Below are 19,533 nucleotides of genomic sequence, written 5' to 3'. Positions count from 1 at the left end.
CGCTACGCGCCCGGGGCGACGAGCCGGTAGCCGACGCCGCGCACGGTCTCGATCAGCGCGGGCATGCGCAGCTTGGCGCGCAGCGAGGCCACGTGCACCTCCAGGGTGCGCCCGGTCCCCTCCCAGCTGGTGCGCCACACCTCACTGATGATCTGTTCCCGGCGGAAGACCACACCGGGGCGCTGGGCGAGCAGCGCCAGAAGGTCGAACTCCTTGCGGGTCAGCTGGACGACCGCGCCGTCCACCGTGACGCGCCGGGTGGGCAGTTCGATGTGCACGGGGCCCAGGAGCAGCGCGTCCTCCCCGCCGGCCTCCGCGTCCTCGTGGACGGTGCGGCGGCTGACGGCGTGGATACGGGCGAGCAGTTCCCCGGTGTCGTACGGCTTCACCACGTAGTCGTCGGCGCCCAGGTTGAGGCCGTGGATGCGCGAGCGCACGTCGGAGCGGGCGGTCACCATGATCACCGGCGTGGCGGTGCGCTTGCGGATCTTGCCGCAGACCTCGTACCCGTCCTGATCGGGAAGGCCCAGGTCGAGCAGCACGACCCCGAAGCCGGGACCCTCCGGGACGAGCGCCTGGAGGGCCTCCTCGCCACTGCGCGCGTGGGTGACGTCGAAGCCGTGCCGCTTCAGGACCGCGGACAGCGCGGCGGCGACGTGGTTGTCGTCCTCGACGAGCAGCAGTCTCATGCCGGCCTCCTCCGGTTCATCGGGCATACGGTCTGACTCACTAAAACAGGCGTTCGGTTCTCCGGTCGGGAAAACGCGGGCACACGCGTGTGTGCATCATGGCAGTCACGCTGATGGACGAGGACGCCGTCAAGAGGGTTCCGGTTGCACCGGGCCACCGTTATCCGCCCGATACGCCCGCAGGTCACAAGTGCTACGACACGTGTCCGATTGCTATCGGATCGTGATGCTCAGATTCCCCTCAGATGTAATGACGCTGGTCGCGGCAGGTCACTACTGTCCTCCGAAACCGAGGAGGACGGAGCACCAGAGCGATGACCGAAGTATCGGTGACCAAGGAAGACGCGGTCGCGAGCGGTGAACTGGTCGTCCTGAGGAGCGTCAACAAGCACTTCGGCGCGTTGCACGTTCTCCAGGACATCGACCTCACGATCAACCGCGGCGAGGTCGTCGTGGTCATCGGACCCTCCGGGTCCGGCAAGTCGACCCTGTGCCGCACCATCAACCGCCTGGAGACGATCGACGAGGGCGCGATCACCATCGACGGGAAGCCGCTGCCCCAGGAGGGCAAGGCACTGGCCCGGCTGCGCGCCGACGTCGGCATGGTGTTCCAGTCGTTCAACCTGTTCGCGCACAAGACCGTGCTCGAGAACGTGATGCTCGGCCAGATCAAGGTCCGCAAGGCCGACAAGAAGAAGGCCGAGGAGAAGGCACGCGCCCTCCTCGACCGGGTCGGTGTGGCCACCCAGGCCGACAAGTACCCCGCACAGCTCTCCGGCGGTCAGCAGCAGCGCGTCGCCATCGCGCGGGCGCTGGCGATGGACCCGAAGGTCATGCTCTTCGACGAGCCGACGTCGGCTCTGGACCCCGAGATGATCAACGAGGTCCTCGAAGTCATGCAGCAGCTGGCCCGGGACGGCATGACGATGATCGTCGTCACCCACGAGATGGGTTTCGCACGATCGGCTGCAAACCGCGTGGTGTTCATGGCGGACGGACGCATCGTCGAAGAGGCTGCGCCCGACCAGTTCTTCAGCAATCCGCGCAGCGACCGTGCCAAGGACTTCCTGTCGAAGATCCTGCACCACTGACCTGCATCTGACGGAACCCGCACCGCACGCAGTACTTCACCACTCTTCTAAGGAAGTTCCTCATGAAGCTTCGCAAGGTCACCGCAGCCTCCGCCGCAGCCCTCGTCCTCGCCCTGACCGCCACCGCCTGCGGTGGCGACGACAGCAAGGACGACAGCGGTTCCTCCGGCGGTGACAAGAAGATCGCTGTTGGTATCAAGTTCGACCAGCCCGGCATCGGCCAGAAGACTCCGCAGGGCTACTCCGGCTTCGACGTCGACGTCGCCACCTACGTCGCGAAGAAGCTCGGCTACAACGCCGACCAGATCGAGTGGAAGGAGTCGAAGAGCGCCGACCGCGAGACCATGCTTCAGCGGGGTGACGTCGACTTCATCGCTGCGTCGTACTCGATCAACCCGGAGCGCGAGAAGAAGGTCGACTTCGCGGGCCCGTACCTGCTCGCCCACCAAGACGTTCTGGTCCGCGCAGACGACGACAGCATCAAGTCGGCGGCGGACCTGAACAAAAAGAAGCTGTGTTCCGTGACCGGCTCGACCTCGGCACAGAACATCAAGGACAAGCTGGCCCCCGACGCCGACCTCCAGAAGTACCCGACGTACTCGGCCTGCCTGACCGGTCTGCAGAACAAGGCCATCGACGCACTGACCACGGACGACTCGATCCTCGCCGGCTACGCGGCCCAGGACCAGTTCAAGGGCAAGTTCAAGCTCGGCGGTTTGAAGATGACCAACGAGAACTACGGCATCGGAGTCAAGGAGGGCAGCGACCTCAAGGCCAAGATCAACAAGGCTCTTGAGGAGATGGTCGCTGACGGTTCCTGGCAGAAGGCCGTGGAGAAGAACTTCGGTCCGGCCAACTACAAGGCGGAGGCAGCGCCGAAGATCGGCGACATCAAGAGCTGATGAAGCGCCCAACCAGTGCGTCGCCCGCTGAGGGCGGCGCACTCGGGCCAACCCACACGCGGAAGCGCGGGAGATCGTGTTCGACTTTCTTGAAGGTTACGACCTGTTGGGCGCCTTCTGGGTAACTGTGCAGCTTACGCTGCTCTCAGCCGCTGGCTCCCTGCTCTGGGGAACCCTGCTGGCGGCCATGCGCGTCGGCCCAGTACCCCTGATGCGCGGCTTCGGCTCCGCCTACGTGAACATCGTGCGGAACATCCCGCTGACGGTGATCATTCTGTTCACCTCGCTGGGGCTCAACCAGACCCTGGGCATCAGCCTCGGCGCCCACGACTTCGACAGCATCAACTTCCGACTCGCCGTGCTCGGCCTGATCGCCTACACCTCGGCGTTCGTCTGCGAGGCAATCCGCTCGGGCATCAACACCGTGCCAGTCGGCCAAGCGGAGGCGGCCCGCGCGGTGGGGCTGAACTTCACCCAGATCCTGACACTGATCGTGCTGCCCCAGGCCTTCCGCTCGGTGGTCGGCCCGCTGACCAACGTACTGATCGCCTTGACCAAGAACACCACAGTCGCCGCTGCAATCGGTGTCGCTGAGGCCGCTCTGCTCATGAAGGAAATGATTGAGAACGAGGCACAACTCCTGCTAATCTCCGCGGTATTCGCGTTCGGCTTCTTGTGTCTGACGCTGCCGACCGGCTTGATTCTCGGCTGGGTGGGCAAGAAGGTAGCGGTGAAGCGATGAGCTCCCTCCTGTATGACGCCCCGGGACCCCGGGCCAAGCGGCGCAATGCGCTCCTCACGATCCTGTTCCTGGCCGTACTCGCCGCAGTGCTGTGGTGGGTGTATAAAAGTCTGGACGAAAAGGGCCAGCTCGAGTGGGTAAAGTGGGAGCCCTTTTTCTCCGGCTCTGAGGCGTGGACCACGTACATCCTGCCCGGCCTGAAGAACACTCTGATCGCGGCGGCCCTGTCCATGCTCCTCGCGCTGCCGTTGGGCGCCGTGTTCGGCATCGCGCGTCTCTCGGACCATGTCTGGATCCGGGTTCCGGCCGGCGCGATCGTCGAGTTCTTCCGCGCCATCCCGGTACTGATCCTGATGATCTTCGGCGTGGCCCTGTACTCCGAGTACACGAACGTCAGTTCCGACGACCGCCCGCTGTACGCGGTTGTCACCGGCCTGGTGCTCTACAACGCCTCAGTGCTCGCGGAGATCGTCCGCGCGGGCATCCTTTCCCTCCCCAAGGGTCAGACGGAGGCGGCGCAGGCAATCGGCCTCCGCAAGACCCAGACCATGACGTCGATCCTGCTCCCTCAAGCAGTCACGGCAATGCTGCCGGCTATCGTCAGCCAGCTCGTCGTGATCGTGAAGGACACCGCCCTCGGCGGCGCGGTGCTCACGTTCCCCGACCTGATCGCCGCCGTGAGCCCGATGAGCTCGTACTACGGCGCCAACACCATCGCCAGCTTCACCGTCGTGGCCGTCATCTTCGTTGCGATCAACTTCACCCTCACGACCTTCGCGAGTTGGCTGGAGCGGAGGCTGCGCCGCAGCAAGAAGAGCACGGGCGCGGTGGTCGGAGTGGAAGCGATCGAGGACCTTGAGACCGTGGGCCACGCCCCACCCGAGCCAAGGGACGGCATCAAAGAATAGGTTTGACCGATCGTTGGAGGTGGCGCAAAGGATGGCGCCACCCCAGCACCGAGGACACGGGCCAGGAACCGCCTTCACCTTTACGTAAAGGCGGTTCCTGGCGTGGGGCATGTCCGGCTGCTGCACCGGGATGACTTCTCAGCGAGGCGGGCAGGCGCGCGGTACGAACCTACCCTTCACCTCCCGATATGCCGTGGCAGGACCTAGGCTGCGGATATGACCCGACACCCGCCCGAGCCTGCGCGTTTCCCCTGAAAAGCCTCAGGAAAGAATTCCGTAGAGGAACGGCCCACGCGCCTTTGGACAGCGGCCATTAAGAGGCCTTGGTTACGATTCCGGCCGAGTAGAACGTCGTCAGCGCCGGGCAGTAGACCTTCGACCAGCCGCTGGTACGCCAGGCGACAGCCTCGATGTCGATCTTTCCGCCGCCGTCCAGGCGGGTACACAGGACGCTGGCCTTGTAGTGGCCCCCGTTGCTGTGGGAGCAGCGAGCCATCGCACCGTTGTCGAAGTTGGTCTGATATGTGCAGCCTGTCGGCCAGGCGGTTGCCGCCGCGGGTGCTGCCGAGGCTGCCCCCTGGACGCCGAGGGACAAGGCGGCTACCACTCCACCCGTGACGAGAATCGACCATTTCTTCATTGCCGTAGACCCTTTCACTGCGCGGTCATTTGAGAGATATGCCGTGGCGGGAGGTCGATACCTCGTACTCAGGTCACCTTGGTTTCAATGCCGGCACTTTGAACCCTGGTCGAGCCCTGACAATAAGCCTTGGACCACGACCCATTATTCCGCCAATCACCATCGAAGAACTTGATTTCGCCCGTGTCCGCGTCCTTGCACACCGCGATGGCGCGATAGTGGCCACCGTGCGCGTTGCTGCACTTCGCCACAGTCAATTTGTTGTCGTTCACCTGGGAGGTGCATCCCGTCGGCCTTGCCGTAGCACTTGCTGACGCCTCGGCCGACACTGCGAGCATAAGGCCGAGCGTTGCAGATCCCGCAAGGATGATTCTTGATGTCTTACGCACTGAGATCCCCGTTCTTTTGGATTCGGTTCCCCGTGTCGGGTTGACATGCTCAACCTATGAGTCACCTGAAAAGCATGTCAATTGATTTGAGGAATTTGAGGAGCATTTGAGGTTCCCGTCCCCATGTGGCGACATTCAGCCATTGACGTAAATTCGTTGCCGATTTGCGCCACATCGGGCCGCAGCGGTTATGCGGCCGAATCTCGATGGCCAAATAAGGTGGCAGTCGGGACTCAATGACTTATTCGAGAACGCCCCGTTCCGTGGCTGAGCAACTACAAGGCCGAAGGCACAATCCGGGGCGCATCCACGTCTGGGCAGTACACCCGGCTCGCGGGTGGGTGACGCCGGTATCCGAGTGATCTGTCCCATGTCCGCTGGAAGCTGATCGAGCCGGTCCCGGCAGCCCGGCGTCTCGAGCGCCGCGGCCTTGCCCCGGATTTCGGGCAGCGCCCGAGCAAGACCTCCACGTGGGCATGAAGCGGACACGCTCGGCTTGATGCCCCGTGCTGGTCACTGCAACCCGCGCCCAGCGCCCGCCTGCTCGGCCAGGTGGCCCTCACCCGTCCGGCCATCGGTTAGGTGTGGGCCGAGGGCGATTGGCTCAGGCACTTCACCGAGCATGCCCCCGCCCTCGGCATCGACCTGGACATCACTGTCCGCGCCCCTGGAGCCAGAGGGGTCACCGCGATGCCGAAGCGCTGGACGGGGCGGGGCTGCACTAGAGGGCGTGTCGATGGCTACAAGCCTCGGCCGGCGCAATGGTGAACAGCACGAAGGGCCTCCAGTAAGCCACTGCCTCCGTCACTTGACGCAAGCAGCGGCAATGGGTTGCATACGTTCTGTGATCGTGCACCCTGCTCCTACCTCTTGTTCCCTTACGTCCCTGAGGACACCGTCGCGGGCAGGGGGCGGCACGCCGTGGACCCGGTGATCATCGTCGGAGCGGGGCCGGTGGGGCTCACGCTCGCCCTGGCGCTGGCGCGCCAGCAGGTGCCGTCCGTGGTCCTCGACGAGGGCCCGGGCAAGGACGAACCACGGCTCGCGCGCACCGTCGTCCTGCGCGAGGACACCGCCGCCCTGATCGAGCGGCTCACCGGAACGTCCCTCGCCGGGGCCGGGGTCCACTGGGCCGGATGGCGGTCGATGCGGCGCAAGCAGGTGACACGCGAGGTCAGGTTCGACGACGCGACGGATCCCGCTCCCCTGCACATCGCCCAGCATGTGCTGACGGGCGTCCTGCGCGCCGCCCTCGTGAGCCAGCGGCTGGTGAAGATCGCCGTGGACAGCCGCCTGGACGGCATCGAGCAGGAACCTTCCGGTGTCACGGCCCACACGCGCGGTCCCCGGGGCACCTGGTGGCGCGGCAGCCACCTGGTCGGCTGCGACGGCCCGCGCTCCACCGTCCGCAAACTCCTCGACATCCGCTTTCCCGGCCGTACCGCGGTGGAACGACACGCCGTGGCCGCGTTGCGCACGGAACTTCCGTGGCCCGACGAGGCGTTGCTCCATCGGACACCGCCGTGGCGGGTGTCCGGCCCCTCAGCCGGGGAAGTCACCGGACGCCCGCTGCCGGACGGCGTCTGGCGCCTGGACTGGCTGTTGCCGCCCGGCAAGGACCTCGTCACGCCCGAGCTGCTGGTGGCTCGCGTCCGCGAGACCCTGGCGGGCTGGAGCGGCGGTTCCACACCCGCCTACGAACTGCTCGACACCGGTGTCCACACCGTGCACCACCGGCTGGCCCGCCGCTGGCGCGTGGGGCGGGTCTTCGTCGCCGGGGACGCCGCGCATCTGCTCGGCGCGTTCGGCACCCAGGGCCTCGACGAGGGCCTGCGGGACGCCGACAACCTGGCCTGGAAGCTGGCCCTGGCCTGGCACCACGGGTCGCACGAGACGCTGCTCGACAGCTACCAGGCGGAGCGGCGCGCGGCTGTCGCCGCCCGGCTGCGCGCCGCCGACCAGGCGCTGCCGGTGCTGCGCGGCGGCGCGGGGATAAGGGCGTACGTCCCCGGCACGGCCCGCGGTCACGACGTGCTGCTCACGGACGGTCACCTGGGCCGCGGTCCGCTGGGCGCGCCGGGCGCCTACGACGGCTCACCGCTCGCGCCCCGGCATCTGGAGGCGGAGGTGCCGGTGGACACGCTTCCCGGCGCGCCGGTCGAGGACGTGCGCGTGACCGCGGAGGACGGCTCGTTCGTACGACTGCGGGACCGGCTGGGGCGCGGCGCCCTGCTCGTCCTGCTGATCGCGCCGGGCACCGGCGTGTGGGAGCGCAGGCACTGGGTGGGCGCAGGGATCATGCCCCGGCTCGCCGCCGCGGTGACGGCCCTGCCGAGCCCGGCCGAGCTGTTGGTGGCCGAGAGCTATCCGGGCGCGGCCGCGCACACCGTCCTGCTGATCCGGCCCGACGGCCATCTGGTCACCGCGCTCGACGGAGTACGCGCGGCCGACCTGTACGCGGCGGCGGAGGCGACGGTGGGCGGGCCCACGGGGTCACGGGAGACGTCCGACGCGGGGGCCACGGCGGGCTCCGCGGCCAAGTGACGGACGGGGTACGGCCCCGGCCGAGTGCCGGGGTGGCCCCACCCGGCGCCCGCCCGTACGAGAACCGGAGACGACCGGCCGCCCACCGGACGTGAACCCGAAGACGAGAACCCGACGAGACCCGAAAGGAGCCGTACGACGAACGCACGATCGCACCGGCTGTGACTGTGCGGTCCACATGGTGACAGTGAGTTGACCGGGGTGCACCGGCGTGGTGTACTCCGGATCGTGACCGACACCGATGTGCGCCTGTGGCGGAGGGTCCATATGGACCTCGTCCGCTATGCGGGCTGCGTGTGTCGCCCGTCCTGCTGAATTCGCACCCCCTGTCCCACCGGCGTGTGCCGCCGATGCGCACTTCACCCCGTGCGCGGCCGCGCGCTCCCCGCGAACGTTCTCAGGACGGTCTCCATGTCTGTCTCTTCCCCCGTGCCCAGCACCGCCGTCGCCGCACCCACGCAGGCGGACCTCCTCGACTTCGTCCGGCGCACGGCCGCCGACACCGAGCTGATCGCCTCGCTCCCGCTCGACCCGGAGGGCCGCACCTGGGTGCGCCTGGAGGGACCCGGCGGCAGCGAGGCCTGGCTGATCGGCTGGCCGCCCGGCACCGGCACCGGGTGGCACGACCACGCAGACTCGGTCGGCGCCTTCCTGACCGCGCAGGGCGAGCTGAAGGAGTACTCGCTCGCCGCGCGGCTGCCCACCGACGGCTGGAAGACCCTGGAGCTGACGGACGACGTGGACCGGGAGCGCACACTGCCGGCCGGCCGGGGCCGCTCCTTCGGACGGCACCACGTCCACGAGGTCCTCAACCGGTCCACCGAGGAACACGCCGTCTCCGTCCACGCCTACTACCCCCCGCTGCCGCGCATCCGCCGCTACAGCCGTACGGGACACGTGCTGCGGCTGGAGCAGGTCGAGCGCCCGGAGGACTGGCAGTGAGCGGCCCGGTCATACCTCAGGAGCGGCGACCGGACGGCGAACGGCCGACGGGCGTGGACGAACTGCTCGAGCGGGTACGCGCGGGGTACGCGCGCGTGGAGGCGCGAGAGGCCTACGAGGCCGCCCGCGCGGGTGAGGCGCTGCTGATCGACATCCGGTACGCGGCCCTGCGCGAGCGGGACGGTCTGATCCCCGGTGCCCTGGTCGTCGAGCGCAACGAACTGGAGTGGCGCCTCGACCCCCAGGGCAGTCACCGCCTCCCCGAGGCCACGAGCCATGAAGTGCGGGCGGTCGTGATCTGCAACGAGGGCTACGCGTCGAGCCTGGCCGCCGCTTCCCTGCACCAACTGGGGCTGCACCGGGCCACCGACCTCGTCGGTGGTTTCCAGGCGTGGCGGGCGGCGGGGCTCCCCGTGACGTCGTAGCGGGGCTGCGGCGCGCCGGGCTCAGTCCCGCGGCGGGCAGTACAGCGGGGCCGTGTCCGCGTTGTCCCGGGTGACCAGGCGGACGGGCGTCTTGTCGATCCTGTCGGCCCTCTGGTCCTTGCGGAGCAGGGAGACGACGTTCTGCACCGCCCGTTCGCCGGTGTCCGCGGCCGAGTTGGAGACGGTGGCGGCGAGGCTGCCGGCCTTGAGTGCGGCCAGTGCCTCGTCGGTGCCGTTCACCGTCACGATCCTGACGTCCTCGGCCCCGGCCGCGTCGAAGGCCTTGCGGGCGGCGAACGCCATCTCCTCGTTGGCGACGAAGGCGTAGTCCAGGCCGGGATTGCCTTTGATCATGGTCGCGGCGACCGTCCGCGCCTTGACGGGGTCGTACATGCCGGGCCGGCTGGCGACCACCTCGGCATTGTCCGGCAGCCTCTGGGTGAAGGCCTCGGTGAGCAGGTCGGAGGCGGCACCGGGGGCTCCCGCGATCACCGCGACGCTCACCGCGCGGCCGGCGGCGTCCCGCTCGATCCACTCGGCGTCCAGCTCCCCCACCTCCTTCAGATCGACCACGACGGCCCCCAGCAGGTCGGACGTGTCGTCGGGGGCGACCGAGGTGAGGAAGATCGGCACGCCGGCTGCCTTCGCCTCGGCGATGTCCCCCTCGAGGGCGTCGACGTCGACGGTCTGCACTATCAACGCGTCCACCTTGCGGGCGATCATGGCCTCGATGTTGGAGACCTCCGTGTCGCCGTCCTGGCGCGAGTTGGCCGTGAAGAGATGGACGCCGTTGTTGCGGGCCGTCCGCTCGACGGACTCCTGGAGGCACGTATGGAACTCGGTGGTACCGCCGTTGACGAAGCCCAGCGTGATCCTCCCCTTGACCGCGCCCGCGGGTGCCGTGGCCTGTGAGGGCCACACTCCACAGCCGGTGAGCAGCAGACCGGCGCCGAGGACCGACACGACGAGCGGTCTTCGGGAGCGGGTGGGCAAGGGCATGGCGGGGCCGCCTTTCGGGAGGTGCGGGAGACAACCCCCGGACGAGAGACGGGGGTTCACAGGCGGCAGCAGACGGTACCGGCAGGCCGGGCGAGCTCACCCCTCCGGGAGCGCAAGGTAATCCTGCGCTCCCCGGGGGTCTCGGAGATCACGCCTCCCGGCAGGGGGACCGGGGGATCGCTCACTCCTGCGCCGTCGCCACCGTCACCGCGCGCACCCTCAACGCCACGCGTCCCGGCACAGCGGTGGCGACCAGCGCGAGAAGCCCGGCCCCGGCGACCACCGTGGCGTACACGAGCGGTACGACGGCCGGCGCAGCCCGCCCGGTCATACCGATACTGAAGGCGGTCAGGACCGCCAGGGCGATGGCACTGCCGAGGGCGACGGCGAGAAGCAGGACCGACAGGGCCTCGGTACGCAGCATGCGCAGCACCTGGCGACGGGTCGCTCCCGCGAGGCGCAACAGCGCGAACTCCCTGACCCGCTCGGCGACCGACATGGCGAGCGTGTTGACCACGGCGATCGCCGTGAACGCCAGCACGAGTCCCATGGCCAGGAAGTTGACCTCGGCGTTCGCCTGCTCCCGCTCGGCCCGCAGCGAGTCGGCCGCGGCCGGCGACATCACCTTGAGTCCCGGGAACTCACGCAACGTGGTCGCGAGTTGTGTCTGTGTACGGGCCGTGCTGACGAGCAGGGAGGAGGCGAGCGGGTTGTCGACATGGTGGGCGACCAGGTCGTGCGCGAAGGTGAGGTCTCCGAAGCCGAGACCCCTGGCATAGACGGCGGCGACGGTGAGTGTGGCGGGGGTGCCGTCGCCGAGCGTGAGCTTCAGGGTGCTCCCCGGCGCCAGGTCAAGCTGGTCCGCGGCCAGTTCACTGACGGCGACGGTGTGCTCGGTGAGCCTGTCGAGGGAGCCGGCGGTGACGTCCGGGTCCCAGGTGCGGCTGACGGCGGCCGGAGTGACGCCCTGGGCCGCGTACTTGTCGAGGCCGACCCGGACGGTCGTACGGACCACTTCGGTGACGACATCGTGGTGCGTACGCAAGAGTCGAGCCGCTTCGCCGGGCACACCGGGCCCCTGGGCGGTGACGACCCAGTCGGCGCGTACGCCCTCGCGGACCTGGGCGCGGGCCGCGTCGCCGAGGGTGGGCTGGACGAACAGCACCGTGCAGGTCATGCCGATGAGCAGGGTGAGCGGGGTGACGACGGAGGCCATGCGGACGGCGTTTCCGTGGAGGTTGGCGGTGGCGAGCCTGCCGCCGGGACCGGTCAGACGCAGCGGACCGGCGAGGAGAAACACGGCCGCCTTGACCAGGAGCGGCCCGAGCAGTGCGACGGAGCTGGACAGTACGACGACGGCGAGGAATGTCACGGGCGTCGAGGCGGGCTCGGTGCGCAGGAAGCCGAGCAGGGTGACGAGGACCGCCCCGGCCGCGAGCAGCAGCAGGCCGGCGAGGAGGCGCCCCCAGCCGGGCCGGGTGCGCTCGGTCCGGGCCTCGGCCAGCGCCTCGGCCGGGCGGATCCGGGCCACTCGACGGGAGGCGATCCGCGCGGAGGCCCAGGCGCCGAACAGGGTGGCGGCGACCGCGGCGAGCGGCGGGAGCGCGCTCACGGTGTGCTGAAGCGTGGCGGGTACCGCGCCCAGGGCGACGAACCTGCCGTGCAGCCAGGCCCCGAGGGGAAGCCCCAGGAGCGCGCCGGCCGTGCCCGCGGCGAGCGCGACGATCAGGGCCTCGCGCCCGAGGAGGCGGCGGATCTGCCCGGAGGTGGCGGCGATGGCCCGCAGCAGGGCGAGTTCGCGGTGGCGCTGCTGGACGGAGAGCGTGAAGGTCCCGACGACCACCAGGACCGCCACGAGCAGCGAGGTGCCGCCCATCGCTCCGCCCATGCTGACCAGCTTGATGCGGGCCGCGGCGGCGTCCAGGAACTCGACCGGCCCTCGGTCGTCACCGGTGCTGACCTGAGCTCCGGTGCCGTGCAGCGCCGTCGCCACGGCCTCGCGGAGCCGGCCCGGGTCGGTGCCCGGCCTCGGCAGCACGCCGAACGCGGTGACCTGCCCGGGGTGTGCGGCGAGACGGCGGGCCTCGCCGGTGGAGAAGAAGAGGGCGCTCTGATGGCGTACGGCCAGGGCGGGGGCGGCGATGCCGGAGACGCGATAGGTGCGCGGGGCCTGGGTCGACTGGACGGTGAGCCTGTCGCCGGGGGCGAGGCGGGCTCGTGCGGCGAGGTCACTGTCGACGACCACGTCGGTGGCGGCTGCTGGAGCGGTGCCCGCGGTGAGCCGGTAAGGCGTCAGCGCGGCGGAGTCCCAGGCGTGGCCGTAGGCGGGCCTGCCGTCGGCGCCCGATGCACCGGCGGGGAGCAACGGCTCCGCGAGGAAGGTGAGTTCGGGGATCACGCGAGCGACACCGGGCGCGGTGGCGAGTCTGCGCTCGAGGTCGGCCGGGAGCCAGGCGCGTTCGGCGACGGGTTTCGCCTTGTGCTTGACCTTGGTCTTGCCCTTCTTGTGCTTGACGGTGGTCCGGTGGACGTTCTGGTCGGCGGAGACCACGACCGGCGCCGCGGCATAGCGCTCGGTGCGGATGGTGCCCCGCAGTCCCGTCTCCAGGAGGGTGCCGCACGCGCTGATCAGGGCGGCCGCGCACAGCAGCGCGAGGAAGGCGCCCAGGAAGCCCGCTTTGCGGGCCCGAACGGTCTTCAGGGCATAGCGCAGCATCATGAGGGATCGGCCTCTCTTCCCTCACCGACGGAGAGGGTCACGGATGGGGTGGGACCGGGAGAGGAGGCGGGGCCGGCGGGGAAGGCGAGAAAGCGGGTGAGCAGGGTGCGCGCGCCGGGGGGTGTCGCCGATTCGGGTCGCTTGTAGCGGTTGAGGAGAGCGATGTACTCCTCGAAGAAGTCCCGGAGTTCGGGCAGTGTGAGCCGGATGGCGCCGCGTGAGCAGGGGAACGCGTCCGCCCAAGGGTCGTCGTCCCCCGCGTCCCTCTGGAGCCGCTCGAAGAGGTCCAGATCGGCTGCGTAGGCATGGTGGTTCAGCTCGTCCATGACGAGCCGCATCTCGGGACTCCGACGGCTGCGCGGCGGGAACCGGCGGTCCCCGGGGGTCGCTCGCCACCAGCGCTCTCGATGCGTGGACGGATCCGCGCGCCCCGCTTCGGCCGGGTGCTCGCCCCGGTGCGCGGGCTTCTCTGCGCCGGTCTCCTCGACGAAGCCGTACCTGGCCAGCTCACGCAGGTGGTAGCTGGTGGATCCGGTGTTCAGGCCGAGGGCGCGGGCGAGGGTCGCCGAGGTGGCCGGGCCGTGCAGGGTCAGGTGTTCGAGCATGCGCTGACGGCGTGGCTGGGCGAGCGCCCTGAGCGCGGCGAGGTCGCCGAGTTCTACGGGGGCCGCCGAGGCGTGTTCCGCTTCCGGGGGTTTGTCGGCACCGGGTTCCTGGGGCATGCGTACACACTCGCCTGTGCACAGATGCCTGTGCACTGCGGTGGTCCGGCGTCCTCAGTGGGGGGTTGTCCCCACCCTGCTGCCGGGGACCCCTTGTTCAGAACCCGCGTTCAGAACCCCTCGCCGTCCAGGAACTCCGTGTCCCGGCCCTCCTCCTCCAGCGCCTGTCGGACCACCCGCAGGGCCATGCCCTCGGGATAGCCCTTGCGCGCGAGCATGCCGGCGAGGCGGCGCAGCCTCTTGTCGCGGTCGAGGCCGCGGGTCGAGCGCAGCTTGCGGGCGACGAGCTCGCGTGCCGTCTCCTCTTCCTGCTCGGAGTCGAGCCGGCCGACGGCCTCCTCGATCAGCTCCGAGTCGACTCCCTTGGTCCGCAACTCCCGGGCGAGCGCCCGCCGGGCCAGCCCCCGGCCGTGGTGCCGGGACTCCACCCAGGCGTCCGCGAAAGCGCCGTCGTTGATCAGCCCGACCTCCTCGAACCGCGAGAGCACCTCCTCCGCCACGTCGTCCGGGATCTCTCGTTTGCGCAGGGCGTCGGCGAGTTGCTTCCGGGTGCGCGGGGTCCCGGTGAGCAGGCGCAGGCAGATCGCCCGTGCCCGCTCAGCCGGGTCCCCTGAAGACGCCTCCTGCTCGGCCCTCGACGAGGAGGAGGTGCCTTCGTCCTCGGCGGACGGTTCTCCGAAGCCGCGCCGACGGCGCCCACCGCGTGGACCTCCGTCGCCGCCGCGCCGCGCCCGACCGCTACGGGGCCGGCCGTCGCCGTCCGCCCCCTCACCGCGGTGCGAGCCGCCCTCCGGCCGGTCGTCGCCGGCCTGGGCGGGGCCGTCGTCGGCCCCGCCCCCCGCCCCCCGGGGGGTGTCGGGGTGGACGTACTCGGCCCAGTCCGTTCGTCGCGTCACGGATCAGCTCTTGGCAGCCGCGGCCTTGGTCTTGGCCGTCTTGGCCGCGGCAGCCGGCACGGCCTTGGCGGCGTCGTCCGCGGGTGTGCCCGCGGCAGCCGAGGCGACTGCGGCCGGCTCTGCGACGGGCTCCTCGGGACGCACGCCGACGCCCAGCTTCTCCTTGATCTTCCTCTCGATCTCGTTGGCGAGGTCGGGGTTGTCCTTCAGGAAGTTACGGGCGTTCTCCTTGCCCTGTCCCAGCTGGTCGCCCTCGTACGTGTACCAGGCGCCGGCCTTGCGGACGAAGCCGTTCTCCACGCCCATGTCGATCAGACCGCCCTCGCGGCTGATGCCCTGCCCGTAGAGGATGTCGAACTCGGCCTGCTTGAAGGGGGGCGCGACCTTGTTCTTGACGACCTTGACGCGGGTGCGGTTGCCGACCGCGTCCGTACCGTCCTTCAGGGTCTCGATGCGTCGGATGTCGAGGCGCACCGAGGCGTAGAACTTCAGCGCCCGGCCACCGGTCGTGGTCTCCGGGGAGCCGAACATCACGCCGATCTTCTCGCGGAGCTGGTTGATGAAGATCGCGGTGGTCTTGGACTGGTTGAGCGCGCTGGTGATCTTCCGCAGTGCCTGGCTCATCAGACGGGCCTGGAGACCGACGTGACTGTCACCCATCTCGCCCTCGATCTCGGCGCGCGGGACGAGTGCGGCGACGGAGTCGATGACGATGAGGTCGAGGGCGCCGGAACGGACCAGCATGTCCACGATCTCGAGGGCCTGCTCGCCGTTGTCCGGCTGCGAGAGGATCAGGTTGTCGATGTCGACGCCGAGCTTCTTCGCGTACTCGGGGTCGAGGGCGTGCTCCGCGTCCACGAAGGCGACCTGTCCGCCGGCCTTCTGCGCGTTCGCCACGGCGTGCAGCGTCAGCGTCGTCTTACCGGAGGACTCCGGGCCGTACACCTCCACCACGCGGCCTCGCGGCAGCCCGCCGACCCCGAGGGCGACGTCGAGTGCGGTCGACCCGGTGGGGATGACCTCGATGGGCTCGTTCGGTCGCTCGCCGAGACGCATCACGGCGCCCTTGCCGAACTGCCGTTCAATCTGTGCGAGTGCGGCATCCAGTGCCTTCTCGCGGTCGGTTCCTGCCATGGGTTCCACCCGGTTTGCTTGAGTCGATCGCTTCACGTCAAAGACGCTAACGCCTGCCACTGACAATGCGCCCCGACGCCGGTCCGGCCTGTGGATAACTCGGGTGCTTATCCGTCCAAACCTGGACGGAACACCCGACCAGAGTCTCATCGGAGCCTTAATAAGAATAGATGTTCGATTTCCGTGTCAAGCGCACCACGCGGCACTTCCGAGGCTACGTTCACACGCCGACACCACCCCCGGTCCTTCTCACGTGGGCCTCCGTCCCGCACGCTCCCGGCTGCTTCCCCGGGCGTACGGCGGGTGTCTTCGGCAGGACGACGACGGCGTACGACATGACCGGGACCCTCGGTGCATGGACCAGCAGAAGACCGGGCACGCCCGCGGCGAAGCGGAACCCGGGCACTCGACCCCGCGCCCGCGCCCCGCGGACGGCCAGGACCACCCGTACGTCCGGTACCCCCGACACCGCCGATACCACCTCTACGAGGCGACGGCGCTCCTGCTGATCCTCTCCGGGCTCGTCCACCTCGTGGTGTTCGCCGTCGACGGCGGCCCCTGGAGCGGGCCCGTCTCCTGGCGCAAGCCGGTGACCTTCGGGCTCTCCTTCGGGGTGACGCTCCTCGCGGTCGTCCGGGTCACCTCGTACGTGCGGGTCGGACCACGGCTGCGCGCCGCACTGCTCGGGGTGTTCGCCGCCGACTGCGTCGTGGAGGTCGCGGGCATCACCCTCCAGGCGTGGCGCGGAGTGCCCTCGCACCTGGACATGGAGACGCCCTTCGACACGGCCGTGTCCATGATGTTGGCGGTCGGCGGCGGGGTTCTCGTGGTGCTGCTCGCCGGGTTCGCCGTGGCGTCCTTCCGGCACCGGCCGACGGGCCCGGCCGGGATGGCCCTCGCGGTGCGCTCCGGTTTCGCGATCCTGCTCGTCGCGCTCGCCTCGGGGGCGGCGATGATCGCGCGCGGTGTCGTGCTCACCCGCACCGGACACCAGGAGGCGGCGTACCACTCGACGGCCTCGCTCAAGCCCCTGCACGGGGTGAGCCTGCACGCCGTCCTGGTGCTGCCCGCCCTGGCCCGGCTGCTGTCCCGCACGCCATGGAGCGAGGCCGTACGCCGGCGGATCGTGGCCGTGGCGGTGGGTTGCTACACGGCCGCGGTCGCCGCGGCCGGAGTGTGGGCGGTCCTCAGGTACTGACCGCCGCTCTTCCTCAGCCGGACGCGTCCCGCGACCCGTCCTGCCGGTACCGCGCCCGACCCCACAGGCGCCGCGCGCGCGTGAGCGGGCCCGCCCCCTCCCCGCGTCCCCGGTGTCCGTGGACGCGGGGGTCGTCCGTGACGTCGTAGCGCTTCACATAGGCGCCCAGGAACGCCTGGAGCGTCGCGACGGCCGGGATGGCGACCAGCGCGCCGACGGCGCCGAGAAGGGCGGTGCCCGCGATGACGGAGCCGAAGGCGACGGCGGGGTGGATGTCGACGGTCTTCGAGGTCAGCTTGGGCTGAAGCACGTAGTTCTCGAACTGCTGGTAGACCACGACGAAGATGAGCACCCACAGCGCGTACAGCGGCGAGACCGTGAACGCGATCAGCATGGGCAGGGCGCCCGCGAGATAGGTGCCGATGGTGGGGATGAACTGCGAGACCACACCCACCCAGACGGCGAGCACGGGCGCGTACGGGATGCCGAGCGCCTCGAGCAGTACGTAGTGTGCGACGCCGGAGATCAACGCCATCAGTCCACGCGAGTACAGATAGCCACCGGTCTTGTCGACGGCGATCTCCCACGCACGCAGCACCTCGGCCTGCCGGGCGGGCGGCAGGACGGAGCACAGTCCGCGACGCAGGCGCGGTCCGTCGGCGGCGAAGTAGAACGAGAACAGGGCGATGGTCAGCAGCCGGAAGAGACCACCGAGGACCTGCGTGGAGACGTCCAGCACCCCGGCGGCACTGTTCTGCGCGTACTTCCTCAGCCAGTCGGAGTGGAGCAGGCCCTCCTGGATGTCCACCCGCCTGAGCTCGGTGTGGAACGTGGTGTTGATCCAGTTGATCACCGAGTCGAGGTACTCCGGGAAGCCCTCGATCATCTTGATGATCTGGCCCGCGAGCATCGAGCCGAGCAGCGTGAAGAAGCCGGCGGCCACGATCAGCAGGCCGAAGAAGACCAGGAAGGTGGCCAGTCCCCTGCGCATCCCGCGTGCCGCCATCCGGCTGACCGCCGGCTCTATCGCGAGGGCCAGGAAGAACGCGATCAGGATGTTGAGCAGCAGACCGATGAGCTGGTGGAAGGCCCAGAGACCCAGCTGGAACGCACCGAAGAGAGCGAGCGCGAGCACCATGGCGCGCGGAAGCCAGCGCGGCATGCGCGCTCCCTGCTCGGCGCCGCCGTCGGCCGGGGGCGGCCCGGTGGGCGGCGTCGCGCCGAGCGGGGATGTGTGCCGGGCGACCTGCCCGGTCTCGTCAGTGGGTGCCACGGACCAAGTCTCGCCTACGGCACCGACAATCGGAGAACCGCCTCCGATCTTCTTGTGGGATCAGCGCATCTCCTGTGGAACGTTCATCACCGTGCACACCACGCGCCACACGTCCTTGGCCTCCCAGCCGTGGGCCAGCGCCTCGTCCACCGTGCGTCCGCCGAGTTCCGCCATCACGTGATCGCGCGCGAACGTCTCCGCGTACCCCGTACCGAAGTGCTCGTCCATTCGCTGCCAGAAGACCGTCAACCGCATGACACCAGTATCCCGCGCGCGGGGGTGCCCCTCGCCGGGACCGCCTGCCGAGACCGCTTTCCGCCCTACGGTCTGACGCATGGCCGAATCCGGAGCATCCCCACTCCCCCCGACGCCCTCGGCGCGCTCCCCGCTCTTCCGCGCCGAGCACTTCGTCTGGCTCACCGCGCGCGTGCTGGAGCAGCGCCTCTTCGCGCACGACTTCCTGCACGGCGCCGCCGACCCCGTCGAGACCGCCCTCGACGCCTACCGCAACGAGGACGGCGGATACGGCCACGCGCTGGAGCCCGATCTGCGCGGCCCCGTCAGCCAGCCCCTGCACACCGTGCGGGCACTGCGCGTCCTGGACTCCGTCGGTCGCCTCGGTGGCCGGCGCGTGGAACGGGTGTGCCGCTATCTGACCTCGGTCTCCACCGGCGACGGCGCACTGCCGGCGATCCATCCCAGCCAGCGCGGGTACCCGGCGGCACCCTTCATTCCGATCGTGGACGACCCGCCCAGCGAACTTCTGTCCACCGGACCGGTGGTGGGCCTGTTGCACCGCAACGACGTGTGGCACGCCTGGCTGTTCAGGGCCACGGACTTCTGCTGGCAGGCGATCGACTCTCTGGAGCGGTCCCATCCCTACGAGATCCAGGCCGCCGTGGCCTTCCTGGACTCCGCCACCGACCGCCCGCGCGCGGAGGCGGCCGCCGACCGGCTGGGCCGCCTGGTGCGCGCGCACCGGCTCGCCGCGCTGGATCCGGACCACCTGGACGCGTATCCGGTCGCACCCGGCTACGCCCCCGGCGAGCACCACTTCCCGTACGACTTCGCGCGGACACCGCAGTCCCTCGCGCGGGCGTGGTTCACCGACGAGGAGATGGCACGCTCGCTGGACCACCTCGCCGACGATCAGCAGCAGGACGGCGGCTGGCCCATCCGGTGGCGCCGCTGGGCACCCGGCACCGCCCTGGAGGCCCGCCCCATGTTGACGATCGAGGCCCTGCGCACCCTCAGGGCCTACGGCCGCGCCATCGGCTGACCCCGCCCGTCCCGGCTGACCCCCGCCCGTCCCGGCGGCGC

20 protein-coding genes are annotated in these 19,533 nt (G+C 69.6%); 10 read left to right on the top strand and 10 right to left on the bottom strand.

All coding sequences use genetic code 11. The annotated features are described in order from the left end of the window. Positions 1-2: 2 nt before the first annotated feature. Positions 3-689, bottom strand: coding sequence for a response regulator transcription factor (locus OG736_RS31935; protein ID WP_142266493.1), 687 nt, complete (start codon positions 687-689; stop codon positions 3-5). Between the two features lie 314 nt (positions 690-1,003). On the opposite strand from OG736_RS31935, the gene OG736_RS31930 reads away from it, so the two are divergent. The 4 genes from OG736_RS31930 (at position 1,004) to OG736_RS31915 (ending at position 4,332) form a co-directional block, all read left to right on the top strand. Next, positions 1,004-1,780 (top strand): amino acid ABC transporter ATP-binding protein, encoded by a 777-nt coding sequence (locus tag OG736_RS31930; protein ID WP_327185435.1) that lies wholly within the window; start codon positions 1,004-1,006, stop codon positions 1,778-1,780. Between the two features lie 62 nt (positions 1,781-1,842). Further along, positions 1,843-2,682, top strand: a complete 840-nt coding sequence (locus OG736_RS31925; RefSeq protein ID WP_327185434.1) for a glutamate ABC transporter substrate-binding protein — start codon at positions 1,843-1,845, stop codon at positions 2,680-2,682. A gap of 76 nt (positions 2,683-2,758) precedes the next feature. Next, positions 2,759-3,424: an amino acid ABC transporter permease gene (locus tag OG736_RS31920; protein ID WP_327185433.1), complete on the top strand. Its 666-nt coding sequence runs from the start codon at positions 2,759-2,761 to the stop codon at positions 3,422-3,424. Continuing rightward, positions 3,421-4,332, top strand: a complete 912-nt coding sequence (locus tag OG736_RS31915; protein WP_327185432.1) for an amino acid ABC transporter permease — start codon at positions 3,421-3,423, stop codon at positions 4,330-4,332. The genes OG736_RS31920 and OG736_RS31915 overlap by 4 nt, the downstream gene beginning before the upstream one ends. A 313-nt stretch (positions 4,333-4,645) precedes the next feature. Here the strand turns inward: OG736_RS31915 and OG736_RS31910 are convergent, their stop codons facing one another. Together OG736_RS31910 and OG736_RS31905 are read right to left on the bottom strand one after the other, a co-directional pair. Beyond that, a complete protein-coding gene (locus tag OG736_RS31910; RefSeq protein WP_327185431.1) occupies positions 4,646-4,828 on the bottom strand; it encodes a hypothetical protein in 183 nt (60 codons plus the stop codon). A gap of 212 nt (positions 4,829-5,040) precedes the next feature. Further along, on the bottom strand, positions 5,041-5,244 hold the full coding sequence (locus tag OG736_RS31905; RefSeq protein WP_327185430.1) for a hypothetical protein: 204 nt from the start codon (positions 5,242-5,244) through the stop codon (positions 5,041-5,043). A 1,038-nt stretch (positions 5,245-6,282) separates the two neighbouring features. Here OG736_RS31905 and OG736_RS31900 point away from each other — a divergent pair. From OG736_RS31900 to OG736_RS31890, 4 genes are all read left to right on the top strand, one after another. Next, complete coding sequence (locus OG736_RS31900) at positions 6,283-7,905, top strand: FAD-dependent monooxygenase (protein WP_327185429.1); 1,623 nt, start codon at positions 6,283-6,285, stop codon at positions 7,903-7,905. Positions 7,906-8,106: 201 nt separating this feature from the next. Then, a complete protein-coding gene (locus OG736_RS47335) occupies positions 8,107-8,220 on the top strand; it encodes a putative leader peptide (RefSeq protein ID WP_348983243.1) in 114 nt (37 codons plus the stop codon). A 96-nt stretch (positions 8,221-8,316) separates the two neighbouring features. Further along, positions 8,317-8,847 carry a cupin domain-containing protein gene (locus OG736_RS31895; protein ID WP_327185427.1) on the top strand — a complete coding sequence of 177 codons (531 nt, stop codon included), beginning with the start codon at positions 8,317-8,319 and terminating at the stop codon, positions 8,845-8,847. Continuing rightward, the gene (locus OG736_RS31890; protein WP_327185426.1) at positions 8,844-9,272 is read left to right on the top strand and encodes a rhodanese-like domain-containing protein; all 429 of its coding nucleotides are present in this window, start codon (positions 8,844-8,846) and stop codon (positions 9,270-9,272) included. Before OG736_RS31895 ends, OG736_RS31890 begins: the two co-directional genes overlap by 4 nt. 21 nt (positions 9,273-9,293) lie before the next feature. Here OG736_RS31890 and OG736_RS31885 read toward each other — a convergent pair whose 3' ends face one another. The 5 genes from OG736_RS31885 to recA form a co-directional block, all read right to left on the bottom strand. After that, the gene (locus OG736_RS31885; RefSeq protein WP_327185425.1) at positions 9,294-10,271 is read right to left on the bottom strand and encodes a sugar ABC transporter substrate-binding protein; all 978 of its coding nucleotides are present in this window, start codon (positions 10,269-10,271) and stop codon (positions 9,294-9,296) included. Between the two features lie 181 nt (positions 10,272-10,452). Further along, on the bottom strand, positions 10,453-12,990 hold the full coding sequence (locus tag OG736_RS31880; protein WP_327185424.1) for an FtsX-like permease family protein: 2,538 nt from the start codon (positions 12,988-12,990) through the stop codon (positions 10,453-10,455). Further along, positions 12,987-13,712 (bottom strand): ArsR/SmtB family transcription factor, encoded by a 726-nt coding sequence (locus OG736_RS31875; RefSeq protein ID WP_327185423.1) that lies wholly within the window; start codon positions 13,710-13,712, stop codon positions 12,987-12,989. Before OG736_RS31875 ends, OG736_RS31880 begins: the two co-directional genes overlap by 4 nt. Positions 13,713-13,822: 110 nt before the next feature. After that, positions 13,823-14,608 (bottom strand): recombination regulator RecX, encoded by a 786-nt coding sequence (gene recX, locus OG736_RS31870; protein ID WP_327185422.1) that lies wholly within the window; start codon positions 14,606-14,608, stop codon positions 13,823-13,825. 3 nt (positions 14,609-14,611) lie between these two features. Then, positions 14,612-15,742 (bottom strand): recombinase RecA, encoded by a 1,131-nt coding sequence (recA, locus tag OG736_RS31865; protein ID WP_327185421.1) that lies wholly within the window; start codon positions 15,740-15,742, stop codon positions 14,612-14,614. 355 nt (positions 15,743-16,097) lie between these two features. Here recA and OG736_RS31860 point away from each other — a divergent pair, with 355 nt between their 5' ends. Continuing rightward, entirely contained in the window at positions 16,098-16,940 is an 843-nt protein-coding gene (locus OG736_RS31860) for a hypothetical protein (protein WP_327185420.1), read from the top strand. A 13-nt stretch (positions 16,941-16,953) separates the two neighbouring features. Here the strand turns inward: OG736_RS31860 and OG736_RS31855 are convergent, their stop codons facing one another. Further along, positions 16,954-18,213, bottom strand: coding sequence for an AI-2E family transporter (locus OG736_RS31855; protein ID WP_327185419.1), 1,260 nt, complete (start codon positions 18,211-18,213; stop codon positions 16,954-16,956). Between the two features lie 60 nt (positions 18,214-18,273). Beyond that, positions 18,274-18,468, bottom strand: coding sequence for a DUF3046 domain-containing protein (locus OG736_RS31850; protein WP_020125036.1), 195 nt, complete (start codon positions 18,466-18,468; stop codon positions 18,274-18,276). Between the two features lie 79 nt (positions 18,469-18,547). Between OG736_RS31850 and OG736_RS31845 the strand changes: the two genes are divergently transcribed. Beyond that, positions 18,548-19,492, top strand: coding sequence for a hypothetical protein (locus OG736_RS31845; RefSeq protein ID WP_327185418.1), 945 nt, complete (start codon positions 18,548-18,550; stop codon positions 19,490-19,492). Positions 19,493-19,533 lie beyond the last annotated feature (41 nt).

This window comes from Streptomyces sp. NBC_01334 (assembly GCF_035983595.1).
GTDB classification, from domain to species: domain Bacteria; phylum Actinomycetota; class Actinomycetes; order Streptomycetales; family Streptomycetaceae; genus Streptomyces; species Streptomyces coriariae.
This window is presented reverse-complemented; position numbering and strand designations above follow the sequence as displayed.